13 protein-coding genes and 1 tRNA gene are annotated in these 17,011 nt (G+C 39.6%); 10 read left to right on the top strand and 4 right to left on the bottom strand.

Annotated elements, in window-relative coordinates; genetic code table 11:
- Positions 1–29: 29 nt before the first annotated feature.
- The 6 genes from LV92_RS16495 to LV92_RS16520 all read left to right on the top strand — a co-directional run bounded on the left by LV92_RS16495 (position 30) and on the right by LV92_RS16520 (position 7,132).
- Positions 30–1,328: a mechanosensitive ion channel family protein gene (locus tag LV92_RS16495; RefSeq protein ID WP_111624704.1), complete on the top strand. Its 1,299-nt coding sequence runs from the start codon at positions 30–32 to the stop codon at positions 1,326–1,328.
- A 49-nt stretch (positions 1,329–1,377) separates the two neighbouring features.
- Positions 1,378–1,983 carry a glutathione-regulated potassium-efflux system oxidoreductase KefF gene (gene kefF / locus LV92_RS16500; RefSeq protein WP_111624705.1) on the top strand — a complete coding sequence of 202 codons (606 nt, stop codon included), beginning with the start codon at positions 1,378–1,380 and terminating at the stop codon, positions 1,981–1,983.
- Positions 1,980–3,866 (top strand): monovalent cation:proton antiporter-2 (CPA2) family protein, encoded by a 1,887-nt coding sequence (locus LV92_RS16505; RefSeq protein WP_111624706.1) that lies wholly within the window; start codon positions 1,980–1,982, stop codon positions 3,864–3,866. The genes kefF and LV92_RS16505 overlap by 4 nt, the downstream gene beginning before the upstream one ends.
- 463 nt (positions 3,867–4,329) lie before the next feature.
- Positions 4,330–5,430: a Re/Si-specific NAD(P)(+) transhydrogenase subunit alpha gene (locus LV92_RS16510; RefSeq protein ID WP_111624707.1), complete on the top strand. Its 1,101-nt coding sequence runs from the start codon at positions 4,330–4,332 to the stop codon at positions 5,428–5,430.
- An 11-nt stretch (positions 5,431–5,441) separates the two neighbouring features.
- Positions 5,442–5,750, top strand: coding sequence for an NAD(P) transhydrogenase subunit alpha (locus LV92_RS16515; RefSeq protein ID WP_111624708.1), 309 nt, complete (start codon positions 5,442–5,444; stop codon positions 5,748–5,750).
- The gene (locus LV92_RS16520) at positions 5,750–7,132 is read left to right on the top strand and encodes an NAD(P)(+) transhydrogenase (Re/Si-specific) subunit beta (protein WP_111624709.1); all 1,383 of its coding nucleotides are present in this window, start codon (positions 5,750–5,752) and stop codon (positions 7,130–7,132) included. Before LV92_RS16515 ends, LV92_RS16520 begins: the two co-directional genes overlap by 1 nt.
- A 256-nt stretch (positions 7,133–7,388) precedes the next feature.
- Here LV92_RS16520 and LV92_RS16525 read toward each other — a convergent pair whose 3' ends face one another.
- Positions 7,389–7,847, bottom strand: a complete 459-nt coding sequence (locus LV92_RS16525; protein ID WP_031443526.1) for an Lrp/AsnC family transcriptional regulator — start codon at positions 7,845–7,847, stop codon at positions 7,389–7,391.
- 1,605 nt (positions 7,848–9,452) lie between these two features.
- On the opposite strand from LV92_RS16525, the gene LV92_RS16530 reads away from it, so the two are divergent.
- The 4 genes from LV92_RS16530 (at position 9,453) to LV92_RS16545 (ending at position 15,423) form a co-directional block, all read left to right on the top strand.
- Entirely contained in the window at positions 9,453–12,389 is a 2,937-nt protein-coding gene (locus tag LV92_RS16530) for a TonB-dependent receptor (protein WP_170126348.1), read from the top strand.
- 28 nt (positions 12,390–12,417) lie between these two features.
- Entirely contained in the window at positions 12,418–12,918 is a 501-nt protein-coding gene (locus tag LV92_RS16535; protein WP_111624711.1) for a hypothetical protein, read from the top strand.
- Positions 12,919–12,952: 34 nt separating this feature from the next.
- The gene (locus LV92_RS16540; protein ID WP_111624712.1) at positions 12,953–14,146 is read left to right on the top strand and encodes a pyridoxal phosphate-dependent aminotransferase; all 1,194 of its coding nucleotides are present in this window, start codon (positions 12,953–12,955) and stop codon (positions 14,144–14,146) included.
- Between the two features lie 125 nt (positions 14,147–14,271).
- A complete protein-coding gene (locus LV92_RS16545; protein ID WP_111624713.1) occupies positions 14,272–15,423 on the top strand; it encodes an AEC family transporter in 1,152 nt (383 codons plus the stop codon).
- A 92-nt stretch (positions 15,424–15,515) separates the two neighbouring features.
- Here LV92_RS16545 and LV92_RS16550 read toward each other — a convergent pair whose 3' ends face one another.
- From LV92_RS16550 to LV92_RS16565, 3 genes are all read right to left on the bottom strand, one after another.
- Complete coding sequence (locus LV92_RS16550; protein ID WP_111624714.1) at positions 15,516–15,872, bottom strand: hypothetical protein; 357 nt, start codon at positions 15,870–15,872, stop codon at positions 15,516–15,518.
- Positions 15,873–16,690: 818 nt separating this feature from the next.
- A tRNA-Pro gene (locus tag LV92_RS16560) sits at positions 16,691–16,768 on the bottom strand.
- Complete coding sequence (locus LV92_RS16565) at positions 16,759–16,998, bottom strand: GIY-YIG nuclease family protein (protein WP_111624716.1); 240 nt, start codon at positions 16,996–16,998, stop codon at positions 16,759–16,761. Before LV92_RS16565 ends, LV92_RS16560 begins: the two co-directional genes overlap by 10 nt.
- Positions 16,999–17,011: the final 13 nt, after the last annotated feature.

Genomic DNA, 17,011 nt, shown 5'->3' on the forward strand with positions numbered 1-17,011 from the left:
TGCCAAATATTCAACATTGCATTCTGGTCATGAACAACGGTTTAAGACGATTACTTTACGATTACCTGATCCAATCTGGTTTGGAAGCCAATGCTGCCTCCTACGTTAATGCTCTAATACTTTTCCTTGGAATAATTTTAGTGGCCTTATTGATGGATTATATCCTTTGGAAATTACTCCGTTTCTTATCGGTCAGGTTCGCTAGGCAGTCCAAGACCAATTTTGATAATTTTTTAGTATTCAATAGGGTGCCCAGATACGTGGCCCACATTATACCCTTATTGTTGTTGTACAGGTATCTTCCCCTGGCCTTCCTAGATTTTGAAAATACGGAGGGTATTATATTGAAGGCTATTGAAATCCTTGCTGTGATCTTGGTGCTAATACTGTTAAGAAGCCTGCTCCGAAGTATTAACGATTATCTAAAAACCTTGCCCCATCTAAAGGACAAGCCACTGGACAGCTATAGTCAGGTATTTATGATAATTGCATGGATCGGGGGCATCCTAACCCTTTTTGCGGTATTGACCGATATCACTATTTGGAAATTTTTTACCACCTTGGGAGCCGCCTCTGCCGTAATCCTTTTGATATTTAAAGATACCATTTTAGGCCTTGTGGCCAGCATTCAGGTAAGTATCAACGACATGGTCCGCATTGGGGATTGGATAACCTTTGAAAAATTTGGGGCAGATGGAAATGTTACGGAAATTTCCCTTGCTACGGTGAAAGTCCAGAATTTTGACAAGACCATAACAACTATTCCTACCTATTCGTTAATTTCAGATTCGTTTAAAAACTGGAGGGGAATGCAGGAATCCGGAGGTCGCAGGATTAAACGCGCACTGCTTATAAAACAAGGCAGCATTAAATTCCTGACAGCAGAAAACATTGAAACCCTTAAAGGTATTCAGATAATTGCCCAATATATAGAGACTAGAAATAGCAATATCGAAAACTTTAACAAGGAGCATGATATTGATAAACAAATGTCCATAAACGGAAGGAACTTGACCAATATTGGCGTTTTTCGAAAATATGTGGAAACTTACTTAAAGAACCATTCCGCCATAAACCAGAAAATGACCCTTATGACCAGGCAATTATCTCCTACACCACAAGGAATACCCTTGGAAATCTATGCCTTTAGCAGTGATAAGCGCTGGGAAAACTACGAATATATCATGGCCGATATTTTTGACCATTTGTTGGCGGCGTTGCCTTATTTTGAGTTGGAAGTATTTGAACTGCCAACCTCTTTTAAGGATGGTCTGGATAAGGTGGAAATCGGAAAAGAAGGGCCTCTTTACAAGGATGGAAAGCAATAATTATTGGAAATGAAACATTGGTTCCAATGTTTTCCATTAAATTAAAAATATGAATCGAATATTAATTTTGTTTGCACATCCAAAATTTGAACAATCCAGAGCGAACAAAGCTCTGGTCCAAATGTTAGAAAATAAAGAGGGGGTTACTTTTCATGACCTGTATGAGCGCTATCCTGATTTTAACATAGATATCATAAGTGAAAAAAAACTTTTGACCGACCACGATGTTATTATTTGGCACCATCCCTTTTATTGGTACAGTTGCCCGCCTTTGATGAAACAATGGATGGATGTGGTTCTGGAATTCGGATGGGCCTATGGCGCAAATGGTAAGGCCCTAAAGTCCAAAAAATGTTTAAATGTTATTACCACAGGTGGAACCAGGGCCGTTTACTGTTCTGAAGGTAGCAACAACTATTCTGTAAATGAATTTTTACGACCCTTTGAACAGACCGCTAGACTCTGTAATATGGAATATCTTCCCCCATTTACGGTTATGGGAACCCATAACATGTCCGATGAAGAGCTGGAAAACTATACCTTAAAATATGAACAATTGATTTGCGAATTACGGCAAAGCCTTCCTTTTGACAAGATCAAAAACTGTGAATTCTTAAATGATACCCCCCAACTTAAAAAAGTAACCTCCAAATGAGCGGTAGCATTCTATTTGCAGCAATTGTTTTTCTGACCGGTGCCATTATTTGTGTTCCTATAGCCAAGAAGTTTGGATTAAGTTCCGTTCTAGGCTATCTCTTGGCCGGAATATTGATAGGGCCTTATATTATGGGCTTTGTAGGGGACGAAGGTCAGGACATACTTCACTTTGCCGAGTTTGGGGTGGTCATGATGCTTTTTCTAATAGGCCTTGAAATAGAACCAAAGAGTTTTTGGCAAATGAGAAAAACCATAATTGGTATGGGTGGAGCCCAAGTTTTGGGAACCATGATTGTTTCCTTCCTGCTATTCACCACGATTGGATTTGATTGGAAAGTTTCGCTGATCATATCCATGGCAGTGTCCCTCTCCTCCACGGCCATAACCTTACAGACCATTAAGGAAAATGGATTGATGAATACTACCTATGGTGCCTCATCTTTTTCCATTCTTCTTTTTCAGGATATTATTGTTATTTTGATGTTGGCAGTTATCCCTTTACTTACGGATTCTGAAAAAACTGCGATTGCCGACGACCATTCCGATCATATCTATCTACTTGAAAATTTGCCCTTAGGTTTTCAAGCTTTGGCCATTTTCCTTTCGGTGGTTACCGTGGTTCTTGCCGGACGTTATTTTTTTGTCCCCATGTTACGTCTGGTAGCCAAAACCAGACTAAGGGAGCTATTGTCCGCCTCCGCACTGCTCATCGTTATTGCCCTAGCCTATCTTATGGAACTGGTTGGACTAAGTCCGGCCTTGGGAGCCTTTCTAGGTGGGGTGGTATTGGCTACCAGTGAATTTAAACATGAACTGGAAAGCAATTTGGAACCCTTCAAAGGCCTATTGTTGGGCTTGTTCTTTATGGCCGTAGGCGCCTCCATTAATTTTATTGTTATTGGGGACAACCCCTTAATGATTAGTGGGCTGGTAGTAGCTGTAATCGTTTTAAAAGCCCTAATCCTATTCTTGGTAGGGGCCATTTTTAAGCTCAAGGCCGATCAAAGACTGCTGCTAACTATTGGGCTGGCCCAAATTGGGGAATTTGCTTTTGTTCTACTTTCCTTTGCCTTTCAATTGAATATTCTGGATAGGGTTGAATTGGATATGATGTTGGTAGTAACGGCACTGACCATGACCCTTACACCTATACTTGGAATAATAAATGAGAGATTGATCCTACCTCGGGTAGGAACCAAAAAAGCGGAAACCAGACCAGTGGATCACATAGCCAAGACCCACAAAGTTATTTTGGTAGGTTTTGGCCATTTCGGTAGTACGGTGGGCAGGTTCCTCAGATCCTATGGCATTGAAGCCACTATATTGGACAACGATTCCAACCGTGTAGACCTTCTAAGGAAAATGGGGTTTGAAGTATATTATGGGGATGCCACCCGTATGGATCTATTGGAATCTGCAGGTATAGCAGAGGCCAAGATTCTAATATCGGCAATTGACAATAGCGATAACGTAATCCATTTGACGAAAATGGTGAAGGAGAAATATCCCAATGTGAAGTTGATGTTACGAGCAAAAAACAGATATGATGCGTACGATTTGCTAAATATGGGTGTTGAAGATGTTTACAGGGAGTCTTTGGAAACCTCCGTTAAAATGGCAAGTGATGCTTTAAACCATTTAGGATTTAGAAAATACACCATATACAGACAGGCCCAAAAATTTATTCAATACGATGAGGAAAGCCTGAGACGATTGGCCAATAAACCCAAAACTAGGGAGGAGTATATTTTTAAGGCCAAAGAAGAAATCAAGCAACAAGAAAAACAGTTAGAGGAAGATTTAAATAGGGGTATTATTGAATTTGACAATCATTGGGACAGCGAACAAATGAGAGCGGCCCATAATGCTCCCGAAAAGTAATTATGAGATTATACCCACTCTAAATGCTCCAAAGCAACTCATGAATTCTTTCTGCCATTAACCGGAATCGTTGTTTTACCCTATAAATAACAATATTGAGTTAAGTTACACATGTCTTTTGGAGCTGTTGGACGCTACATTTCCTTGAGAGCTACTCTTACAAAAAATCACCAAAATTACATTTTATTGTACTTCCAATAACCAGACAGTACAGGATACCCAATACCCACTTTAGGCTTATTATTGTAGTACTTAAAAAAAGGGAAAAAAGGGAAATCCATGAGACAGTTTAAAAAAGACCGTTCTTGTCAGTTTTACAAATTATTAAACAATTAACATAAAAATTGTAAACTTTACTATATACAAACCTTTATGCGACCTCAATTCTCTAATTTTGCAACTTTTCAATTATCATAACCAATAAGTTAATTCTACTTTATAAATAACCAAACCATTAACCAAAATGAAAATAGGCATATTAAAAGAAACCTTGGATGGTGAAAGACGTGTTGCCATTACGCCGAATATTGCCAAACAACTAATTGCCTCAGGCTTTGAACTTATTGTGGAGGAAGGTGCAGGAGAGTACTCTTCTTTTATGGATTCGGATTATAAAAATGTTGGGGTAGCTGTTGAAAAAAGAGCTGTCATTTTCCATGAAGCCGAGGTACTCCTAAAAATCAATCCCTTTGATGAAGAAGATTTAAAATTGGTCGATAAAGGGCAGATTTTGATCAGTAAATTGTACCACAAATCCAACCCAGAACTTATCCAGGCCATTGCCAATAAGGGCGTTAGCGCATTTTCCATGGATGCCATCCCAAGAATATCCAGGGCCCAGGATATGGATGTATTAAGTTCTCAAAACAATCTGGCTGGCTATAAAGCCGTGATTTTGGGAGCCTTTGAAATGACCAAAATCTTTCCTTTGATGATGACATCGGCCGGAACCATTGCTCCTGCCAGGGTATTGATATATGGCATTGGCGTTGCAGGCCTACAAGCCATTGCGACTGCCAAAAGATTGGGTGCTATAGTAGAAGCCACAGATATAAGATCTGAAACCAAGGAGCAAGCAGAATCCCTTGGGGCCAAATTTATCTCGGTAGACAATGAGGGGGAGGAATCAGAAGGGGGCTACGCCAAGGAAGCTTCGGCAGATTACCTAAAAAGACAAAAAGAGGCGGTAAACAAATCATTGTTCAAGGCAGACTTGGTTATTACAACTGCCAATATCCCTGGTAGAAAAGCACCGGTTTTAATTACGGAAGAACAGGTAATGCAAATGAAAAATGGCGCTGTAATCATAGATTTGGCCGCTGCCCAAGGAGGAAACTGCGAAGTAAGCGAGATCAACAAGACTATCGTAAAAAATGGAGTAAAGGTCATTGGCACCAGTATTGATCCAAGAAGCGTATCAACAAATGCTAGTGACCTGTATGCGAAAAATATCTACAACTATATTATACATTTAACCGAAGGGACCAATTTTAAATGGGATCTGGAGGAAGAAATTACGGATGAGACCTTGATCGTCCAAAATGGAACTATTAGAAAAAGTTAAAAATTTGAACCATGAATGAGTTTTTGGAATTTATAGAGAACAACCTACAGATTACCTATATCCTTATCCTTGCCATCTTTGTTGGGGTAGAGGTTATAAAAAGCATTCCTGCTGTTTTGCACACACCATTGATGTCGGGGGCAAATGCCTTGAGCGGTGTTGTAATTGTGGGAGCTATATTAGTGATGTTGCACGCGGATCCAACCGATTATATAGCCTTGTCTTTAGGCTTCGTTGCGGTAGTCTTGGGTGTCTTAAATGTAGTTGGTGGCTTTGCTGTCACCGATAGAATGTTACAAATGTTTAAAAGAAAAAAATAATGGGAATTTTACTGAATATTATATATCTCATCGCCACAGTTACATTCGTAGTAGGCCTAAAAATGTTGGGCCACCCGGAAACGGCGAAAAAAGGTAACTTAATTGCGGCCGCCGGAATGGGATTGGCCATTGTAGGTACCATTTTTGTTCATGAACAGCAGGTTTCCCCCATTATTTATATCCTTATTGGTGCGGCTATTTTAATAGGATCCATAATTGGCTGGCTTATAGCGATAAAGGTGGAAATGACCAAAATGCCGGAACTGGTCTCTTTATTCAATGGCTTTGGAGGTGCCAGTGCAGCACTTATCGGGTTGGTGGAATACGGTAAAAATGTAAACAACGCTACCCAATCCACTACCATAGTATCAGGCATTATAATCGGGGCCATTACTTTTTCCGGTAGTTTAATTGCTTGGGGCAAGTTGAACGGCTCCCTAAAGAGCGTGGTAAGGATACCCTACTACAACATCATAAACAACATTACAATTATTGGAATTATCATTTTTGCAGCGTTTATGGTCGCCACTGGGGTGGACAGTCAACTAGTGTTGTATGCACTATTGGCTACAGGTCTCATCTATGGAATTCTATTCGTGCTTCCCATTGGAGGCGCTGATATGCCTGTGGTAATCTCTTTGTTGAATTCCTTGACAGGTATTGCCGCGGCCATAACTGGGATTTTGTATAATAATATGGTAATGCTCGTAGGGGGTATACTAGTAGGTTCTGCCGGTATTATTCTAACGGTGGCAATGTGCAAGGCCATGAATAGGACCTTGGGATCCGTAATTTTTGGTGCTTTCGGGGGAGCAGCTGCAACTGCGGGTGAGAATAAGGCCTTAGGATCCATAAAGAGCACAACCGCCAGCGATGCCGCCATTATGATGAATTATGCAAACAATGTGGTCATAGTCCCGGGCTATGGCCTGGCAGTTGCACAGGCACAACATGTAATTCATGAGTTGGAAGAATTATTGACAAAAAGGGGGGTAAATGTAAAATATGCGATACATCCTGTAGCAGGCCGTATGCCGGGACATATGAACGTATTATTGGCCGAATCAAATGTAGAATACAATATGTTGGTGGAAATGGAAGATATTAACCCCCAGTTCAGCAATACCGATATAGTACTGGTTGTTGGGGCTAATGACGTTGTTAACCCGGCAGCACACAACAATCCGGCCAGTCCCATTTACGGTATGCCAATTTTGGATGTGGAAAATGCCAAACATATCATTGTAAACAAACGCAGTATGAACGCAGGTTATGCCGGGATAGAGAACGAATTGTTCTACAACACCAAAACCTCCATGCTTTTCGGTGACGCAAAAGCGGCGTTGACGGATTTGGTGGCCGAAATGAAAAAAATCCAATAATCCTGTAATGCGCTTCAGATTATGATTATATGAAGGTATCTCTGATAGTTTTAGGGGTCCAATTTAGTTTCTAAAGTAACACAAACAAGGGGCGAGGTTTAGCGGTCGGCCCCCTTGTTTATCCTGTATAAAATATCTACAAACCTCCTTAATCTTAGAGCTGATGCCCCAATCAATAAGGTAAATTGAAACTATTTGTTTTAATGGTTAACCTATTTGTAAGGTATTTGGATACCCGGAGTTGGAAAAATATAAATCACTCAAAAGAAATATGTCGGCTCATGTTTTCTTCCACGGACATAAAAGACTCTACCCCTTTAATACCGTCTATGGTTAAAATGGTATCCTGGTATACATCACGGTAATGCATACTATCCCTGGCGTGCATTTTAAGAAAAATATCATACTTGCCAGTGCTGTGGTGAATTTTGACCACCTCGGGCACCTTTTGCAAGGCCTCTATAACTTGTTTGTACATAAAACTTTCACGCAGATAAACCCCTAGAAAAATGGTCATTTTCCATCCAATCTTACTGTAGTCCAGATTTAAGGTTGCACCCTTTATCAGCCCCAAATTTATCATTTTCTTGGTTCGGGCATGAACGGTACCAGGGGAAATACCTGCCTTTTTGGCTACCTCGGTATAGGGCATCTGTGCATTGTCTGCCAACAAACTTAAAATTTTGAAATCCATTTCATCTATTCTATCTTTCATATTGTTCAATTTGAGATTATCTAGACCATTAAATATTTGTTATCTATATAACATCAGTTGCGAAATGCTGTGTTTTATTCTGATAATTATAAGTTTCAGTAAATTTAATTCATCATTTCACGAAAAACACTAATAATATGATAATAAAAAGATGTAAAAATAATTTTATGTCATTTTTCAGAAGTAGGATTTTTCATATTATTAAAAATCATTTTTTCATTTTTTTGTTCATATCGATGCCCTTTAAACATTGAATTCTAAAATCTGACAAATCATTAGAAAAATCTATAAAATTTATTTATATGGATTATAAACTTTGATATAACTGTCAATTATTTAGTTTTAGATAAAAACAATCTCCCTTATCGAATCTTTTGGCCAACTCCCAAGATCATTAACAACTAACTATAGTTTCCTTTGAATATTGAGTATTTGGAACCATGGCTAAACGGCATCTTGTACCAGGCACTTTTTCTAAACAATATAGCAACCTTCCAATGTAGGCTAAGAAGTTTTGTGAGTCCTCACTTTTTTATCTTTCCTTTATCCGAATATTTAACAATTACAGAAACATCCTTATTCATTTGGCTTTTGGAACTTTTACCAATGCCATAGCAATTGTTATATAGAAAAAATCGACTCCTATATATAATAGGTATACATTTCTCAATATTGAGGTAGTTGTAATTTAAAATTATCCATGTATATAATTAAGGTACCTCTTTACCCCAATTCCATTATTAGTTTAAATTCCCTTTTAACCATTTTGGAATTCCGGTAAGTCCATTCCCGGATACGGCCCAATGTTAATACCCTGTAAAACATTATAGATAATGTAGCTCTATTCGTAAACCTGGTTTCCCCTTAATCCGGGCACTAAAAGTTACCCCTATTCTGCTATTTATATAGTAGGAGACCTTGAATCCCCATTATGGGACCAAATCTTAGTAATATCTATAATGAATTGGGGATGATAATAAACATTGCGGATGAAAATTAAGACCTACCCCTGTACAAAACTTGCAAAAACACCCATCCAAGACCAAATAATATTGTTTTAACACTTTTTGGATCATAATAAACATATGTGTCAGTTTTTTATAAAAATAACGATGAAAAATATTCAATAAAATCGTTTTAATGGCCAATTTCAATAAATTTAATTTACCATTTTACAAAAAACACCAATAATATGATAAGAAAAATAAACAAATACTGATTTTAATGTATTATAGACAAGACGCTTTTTATCATAATCATAAAAATGAATTATTTGCAAAATTGATCATTATGACAGCATTTGTTCTTTAAAATTTAAAAAGCTGTCATTTCGGTAGAAAAATAAATTTAAAATATCGATATGATTAGTTTTATCTCTATATATACCTATAATACAGGCTTTTACAAAACTGTCAAAATTTTATTTATGCTAATGTATCGTTAAATTTGTAAAGTCATTTAACAACAAAAGATAGTTGTTTTCTGATAGTAAAGTATCCGGAACTTTCCTTTTACCAGGTGTACAGTTGAATTTCCATGGCCATGGAAACGATTGAAAATGGTATGCCTAAAACATTGTTTACTAACTACCTTAAACTATTGTATATGAAGAAAGCTCTAATACTATCACTCGCACTATTCAGTATGCTAGCGATGAACGCCCAACAAATAACTGTATCTGGAATAGTTACAGATGAAGTCGGTACCCCCCTACCAGGCGTGAATGTAGTAATCAAGGGTACCACTAAAGGAAGTATCTCGGATTTTGATGGAAATTTTTCCATTGACGCGGAATCCGACGCAGTACTATTATTATCATCCTTAGGTTATGCCAATAAGGAAATTCTAATAGGAGGAAGAACCAATATTACAGTAACCCTTCCCGAAGCTGCTGAAATGTTAACGGAAACTATAGTTATTGGCTCTAGAAGTAAAGGTAGGACCAAATTGGAAACTACTGCCCCCGTCGATGTTATTAGTATAAAGGAACAGGCTATTAATATGCCGCAAATGGACCTGGCGCAAATGCTGGTAGCTTCAGCACCCTCTTTTAGCGCCTTTCGCTCTCAGGGTGGTGACCTTTCGTCTGCGGTCGATCCCCCTACCCTTCGTGGTCTTGCCCCAAACCAAATGTTGGTACTTATAAATGGTAAGAGAAGGCATACTTCAGCACTTTTGGCAGGTTCGCAAACTGGATCAGCCGCAAATGCAACGGATATGAGCTTCATTGTCCCGGACGCAATTGACAGGGTCGAAATTTTAAGGGACGGTGCCTCGGCGCAATACGGTTCCGATGCCATTGCCGGTGTAATGAACGTTGTACTAAAAAAGGGTACTGGAGAGTTTACCGGAAATTTTACTGTGGGCGGATTCCCAAATTCCGCCCCAGATCTTAGCGGAACCGATGTAAGCGTAGAAAATCAGGCTTTGTTGAAAGATACAGAACCAGATGGTATCAATTATCAATTGGCAGGAAATTATGGGGTCTCTTTTGAAGAAGGTGGCTACTTAAACCTTACAGGACTTTACCGCCAAGCAGAAGCAACAGTTCGCCCCAATATAAGTAATGCTACTCCTTATGGAGATGCATACCTGAACAACGAGCGTACGGATGCCCAAGGGAATATTATTATAACCAACCCAGAACTGGTAGCGGCACAGGCTTCAGGCAATACGGCACTGGCCGATGAACTTAGGACAGATGCCGGACTTTCAGATGCGAGAGGCCTTACTGCCAAGGATTTTTCCTCCTATGCAGGTACCGCGGCATCCAATCTAGGAGTCGTGGCCTATAACATGGCATTTCCCATCAATGAGGATCTAAATTTCTATTCTTTTGGTGATTTTGGCTATAAATACACAGCTGGGTACAGCTGCTTTTACCGCAGAGCTGCACAAGCGGACCGAGCCAATTTTGACCTTTTTCCGAATGGATTTAGACCCCAGATTGCCAGTACCCAGACCAACATAGCCTTTACAGGTGGAATTGAAGGTACCCTGGGCGATTTCAATTTTGATTTCAGCAACACTTTTGGCAGAAACAAAATGAATTATGACATGTTCAATACCTTCAACGCAAGTTTACAATCCGAATCTCCCACTACCATGGATCTGGGAACACATAGTTTCTACCAGAACACTACCAATTTTGATGTATCCAAATATTTTGATGATGTATTATCTGGACTAAACGTTGCAATAGGAGTAGAACTTAGGGTAGAAAATTATCAAATTGAAGCAGGTCAGCCAGAAAGTTACTCCATAGGCGATGCTGGTATTTACACCGCTACTACGGACAACGAAGCATTATTGGGTCCTGATGGTTTTCCCTTGGAAGATCTTAACTCCGAACCCATTGTAAATGCAGATGGCAGCCCAGTAGTTCTGCCTTATGGTGAGGCCAGTACCAACATAAATAAATTCTACAGCCCCAACTGTCAGTGCTTTAGAGGCTTTGCCCCTGAGAATGAGGCCAACGAATTTCGCTCGGTTACCGCTGCCTATTTGGATGCTGAACTTGATGTTACCGAAAAATGGCTATTGACAGGTGCCGTTCGTACTGAGAACTACTCAGATTTTGGAGATGTCTTTACTGGGAAAATAGCTACTAGATACTCCATCTTGGATAACTTTGCCTTGAGAGGGTCTTTGAGCACGGGCTTTAGAGCTCCTTCTCTACAAGAATTGAATTATTCACACACCTTTACCTTCTTTGTAGGTCTTGATCCTTTTGATGGTACACTTTATCCCAATACAAGTAGTGCCGCAAGAGCTATTGGTATAGAAACTCTAAGACAGGAACAATCCACCAACTTAAGTATAGGTTTCACTACCCGTCTCTTCAACAAAATAGACCTAACAGTAGATGCCTATAAGATTGATATAAAAGATCGCATCTTTGAAACCGATAACTTTGATGCCAGCGAAGCTCCTGTTTTGGCACCTATTATTGGTTCCGGATTGGCAAGTTTTAGAATAAATGGTGGTGACATAAGCACCAAAGGTGTTGAAATAGTGGCCAACTATAGAGAAAAAGTAGGTGAAGGCATGTTAGGCCTAACACTTTCAGGTGTACTCCGTGAAAACACTTTTGAAGGGGCAAGTGTTCCTGATCTTAATACCGTATTGTCCGATGAGGAATTGGAAACTAAATACGTAAACAGGTCTTCCATAGGTCAATTCGAATCAGGTACACCAAATACCACCTTTATTGGTTCTGGAACCTATTCTTGGGGTAAATGGTCAGGGATGCTAAGGGGATCTTATTTTGGGGAAGTAACTTCATTGGACAACACTTTCCGAACTCTTAATGATGGTTCTGAAGGATATTCTGATCAAACCTTCTCTGCTCAATTTGTTACCGATATAGGAGTTACCCACAACTTTACTGACAAGCTTGCTTTAACTGTAGGGGGCAATAACATCTTTAATAAATACCCAGATATTCTAAGAGCTGAAGAAAGAGGATTCTACCTATACTCCAACTATCAGCAAGGTTCTAACGGAGCATATTATTTCGCTAGACTAACTTTTGGATTCTAATCTGTTAACGCTATAAATAATAAAAGATATGAAACATACATCTATAAAAATAATTAGTTTGCTATTTCTCGTTTTCTTCACTGCTTCCTGTGAGCAAGAAATGCCAGAAGCTGCATTAGAGGTCGCCGAAGGTGGAGGTACTTTACGAAATTATACTGCCTATACCATAGATGCTGCGGATCCTGGTGGATCCAACGTATATGGTCGCATTGTTTTTTGGAAAGGAACCCTAAACAGAACACTTGTTCAGGTTTCACTCTATAACACCATTGAAGGCCAACAGCATCCTGCACTCATTTTAGAAGGTGCCTCAGGAGTAGGAACAACTACCCTGCTAACGCTGGATAACGTTTCCGGAGATACTGGCGAGCTAAATGACAACAAGTTTTACGTCATTGGCGACTCCTCCTTCTATGACGGGCTCCTAGACTTGGATGCACACATCAACATTTATCTAAGTGAAACAGATAATACGGTTGTGGCTTCAGGAAATATTGGCTCAAATGCCGATCCGGTAGAAAGTAATTAAAAATTAAACTCTTAAACTTAAATACAATAACATTATGAAAACTTTAGACAGAAGAGCATGGTTAAAAAGGGGTGCATTGACAGCCGCAGGCGCAATGGTTATGCCTCACTTGAGTTTCGGAATCTCCGAGATGCCCAAAGCACCTTTAGCACTTGATGCCCAGGGAAATGCAATTTACACTCCATTTTTTAAGGAATTTTTACCGGACTTTAGTCGTGAAATGCCGGTATTGGAAGCTAAATTGAATGCCAACGAAAACCCTTACGGTCCTTCCCCAAAGGCAATTGCTGCTTTACAGAAAGTAGCATTCAAGGGCAATCGATATGCATGGTACGAACTATTTGACCTGATGGGTAAAATTGCTACGGAAGAAGGTGTGGACATCAAAAACATTATGATGGGACCTGGATCTTCTGATCTTTTGGAAAAAACGGCCATGGTCCTTTTTGCAAATGGTGGTAATGTGGTATCCGCTGACCCTACTTATATGTCATTGATTCGTGTAGCAGAGGCCACAGGTGCTTCTTGGAAGGCCATTCCATGTAAGGCAGATTGGTCACATGATCTAAAAGCCATGGAAGCTGCCATTGACGCAGATACAAAATTGGTATACATCTGTAATCCCAACAATCCTACAGGAGCTATGACAGATAGTGCTGAATTGGTGGATTTCTGTTCAAGGGTATCCGAAAAAGTTCCCATTTTCGTGGATGAGGCCTATATGGGCTTTTTAGAGGATGGTGCCAAACAAAGTATGGTATCTCTAGTAAATGAAGGCAAGGACGTTATCATAGCCCGAACATTCTCAAAAATACACGGTATGGCCGGCCTAAGGGTAGGATATATCGTGGCACTGGAATCGACTCTGGCAAAACTTGAAAAAGTTACCCGTGGGGGTATGGGCATTGCATACACTTCCATATTTGCAGCTACGGCCAGTATGGATGATGTAGCCTTTCAGAACAAATCCAGAACGCTGAACACTGCATGTCGCGAATATGTCTACCAAAGCTTGGATAAAATGGGCTTTGAGTACATTCCGTCTTCCACAAGTTTCATAATCTTCCCCATAGAAATGGAAGGAAAGGCCTTCCTTGAAAAAATGACTGCCCAAAAAGTAGGTGTTCGTGCCTTCGAGATCATGGGCAAGAACTGGTGCCGTGTAAGTATGGGTACCATGGAGGAAATGAAGCTATTTACAAAAGCGTTGGAAAAAGTATTGGTTTAAGTTGAGTTTACCCACGGGTTGGATCAATAGGAGGGTCTTACAGATCTTTCTATGATCCAACTACTGTTGGGTTCTTTATTACGGAAACCCCCGAACGGAATAGTGAATTATTAAGAACTTATAATATGAATTATGCATTACAAAAAACATTAGAACTCCTACTGATCATAGGTCTGGGTCTGTTACTACAAAAAAAGGTAGCTAAGGATGACCTAAAAGGGATTAAGACCTTGATATTGAGCGTGGCATTGCCAGCTACAATTTTTGTGGCCCTATTAAAAATAGAACTCAAAGGATCATTATTGATTTTTCCCCTTATGGCTTTGGTATTTAATTTTATAATGGCCATAGCCACTAAGTACCTATTGGCACCTTCACTACCAAACAATGAAGGAGCTAAAAAAAGAACATTGACAATGCTCCTCCCCTCTTTGGCACCAGGACTTTCCTGTTTCCCCTTTATCATAGTCTACTTGGGGGATGAATATCTGGCCTTGGCCGCATTGGCAGACGTTGGCAACAAAATCTTTGTCCTTATCCTTTTGTATATGTTAGGGATGCACTGGTATCATGCAAGGGCCGTCAAAGATTTGGTTGCAACTACTTCCAGTAAGTTAAAAGGCCTGTTTCTTTCAATGCTGAACGAACCTATTAACCTGGTTATAATAGTAGCTATGGTACTTTTGGGGTTCGGACTAACCCTTAGTTCTTTTCCTGAGTTCTTGGGGAATACCATAGTTCAAATGAGCTTGATTATGACACCTTTGGTGCTCCTTTTTATCGGTATGGCAGTGCGTATAAAATTTAGGGAATTCGGCTTTATCTTTTCACTTTTGATGAGACGCGCAGGAATCACCTTTTTACTATCGGCTATTTTTGTTTTCCTATTTCCAGCATTGGCCGCTCCTATGATTTTATTTATTGTGGTATTCCCACAAAGTGCTTGCAGTTTTTGGCCGTTTGCCCATATGAGTGCTGTAAGTACATTGGAGGAAAAGGACGAACAGAAGAAGCCTACTTTCGATATTAACTTTGCCGTTAATATTTTGGCTTGTTCCATGCCGTTCTCTACCATTTTAATCATTAGTATTTTTTCCTTCAGCGAATTTTTCGTGAGTCCAGTGGTGCTGACGGTTACAGGAATTATAATGTTGGCAGTTACCTATATTCCTTATTTGGTCTCTAAATTGAAAAGGAGCGATAAATCCGAGGAAGTTGTTAACTACAATACCTTTTTTGGAATAAATACCAATGCACATTCATCGGAAAATAATTAATACTTCTAAATAAGTACTGATAGTTTTTCAAAAAATAAAAAGGCCCCTGAAATACATTCAGGGGCCTTTTATTATTATTTTATTGGACTAGCTTAAAGGATACTTCCTTTTTTACTAACTTCCAAAGGAATACGATATATCACTCCTTGTTCAAAAGTTCCTTTTGTAACCTTTTGGAAATCGATACTATTGCGAATATAGGTCTCCAATGCTTCGTTTTCCGTTTTAACACTTAGAACCCGTAAATAATCACCATTGTCCAAGGCAACTCGTACCTCGGCTGTTGCGCCACGAATCTCATCGGGAATAATATTGTCGCTCAACATTTGGAAAACTTGGGTTGTAACCGCCTTCGCGGGTTTTGCTTCGCCTTTTTGGGGATCGGTTGCAAAGACTTGAACTACATTCAACAACATTGCAGCCATCAAGATAAATACTGACTTTTTCATATTTTAAGGATGTTTTAGATTTGTTTTTTAACTAATTCTACTCAAACTTATTAAATATATCGCAATATAGACCGTCTATATTGTAGATTTAGTAAATTTTAACATTACAAAATACGAATATGCAAAATATAGGCAAAAAGCTAACGAATCGTCAGGTTTTCTTGGGGTTGGCATAGGCCGTAGTTGCAAACCTTGAAGGGAAATGTATGGAAAAGAAGAGTTTCATAATATAATGAAGCTTTTACTAGAAATTTATTTAATGATTACAAGGCAGCTCTGGCAGGATCGTTGCCTATAAAAACCCGACGCGGGCTAGCGCCTGTACAGATTTTTTATTTTTCTCGGTTTAAGTGCCTAGCGCCGAAAATGAACCATCCTATACAGGATTACCTCACTGCGTTCGGTGATCCTGTTTGGGGTTCGGTGCTCAAGATAATCCGATGCAGGCTAGCGCCTGTACAGATTTTTTGTTTTTCCCGGTTTAAGTGCCTGACAGTGGAAAGAACTATCATTTTACAGGATTACCTCGCTCCGCTCGGTGATCCTGTTTGGGGTTCATTGCTCAAGATAATCCGATACAGGCTAGCGCCTGTACAGTTTTTTTGTTTTTATCGGTTTAAGTGCCTGACTGTGGAAAGAACTATCATTTTACAGGATTACCTCGCTCCGCTCGGTGATCCTGTTTGGGGTTCATTGCTCAAGATAATCCGATACAGGCTAGCGCCTGTACAGTTTTTTTGTTTTTAACGGTTTAAGTGCCTAGCGGCACTACACCGTTAAAAACAAAAAATCCGATCACTTTCGTGATCGGATTCTCTTGGTCGGGGTGGCAGGATTCGAACCTGCGACCTCCGCGTCCCAAACGCGGCGCGATAACCGGGCTACGCTACACCCCGAAATGGTCATCTATAAAACGTTTTGCTCCTCTTTTCTTTATACGTCGCTCCAAAATTAAGGCTTCCGAACGAGATAATACTTCCAGTTGCAAAACTAATTCCCAAGGGGTCCCACTCTTGGTAGAAGGAACAATCCCGAGGTTATGTCTTTTCAATCTCTTGTCAATATCCGTAGTCTGACCTACGTAATATCTTGAACGTTTCTCGCTATATAAAATATAAACGAACATATAATAACTCTCT

Origin of the sequence: Arenibacter echinorum, assembly GCF_003259375.1 — a bacterium.
GTDB lineage: Bacteria > Bacteroidota > Bacteroidia > Flavobacteriales > Flavobacteriaceae > Arenibacter > Arenibacter echinorum.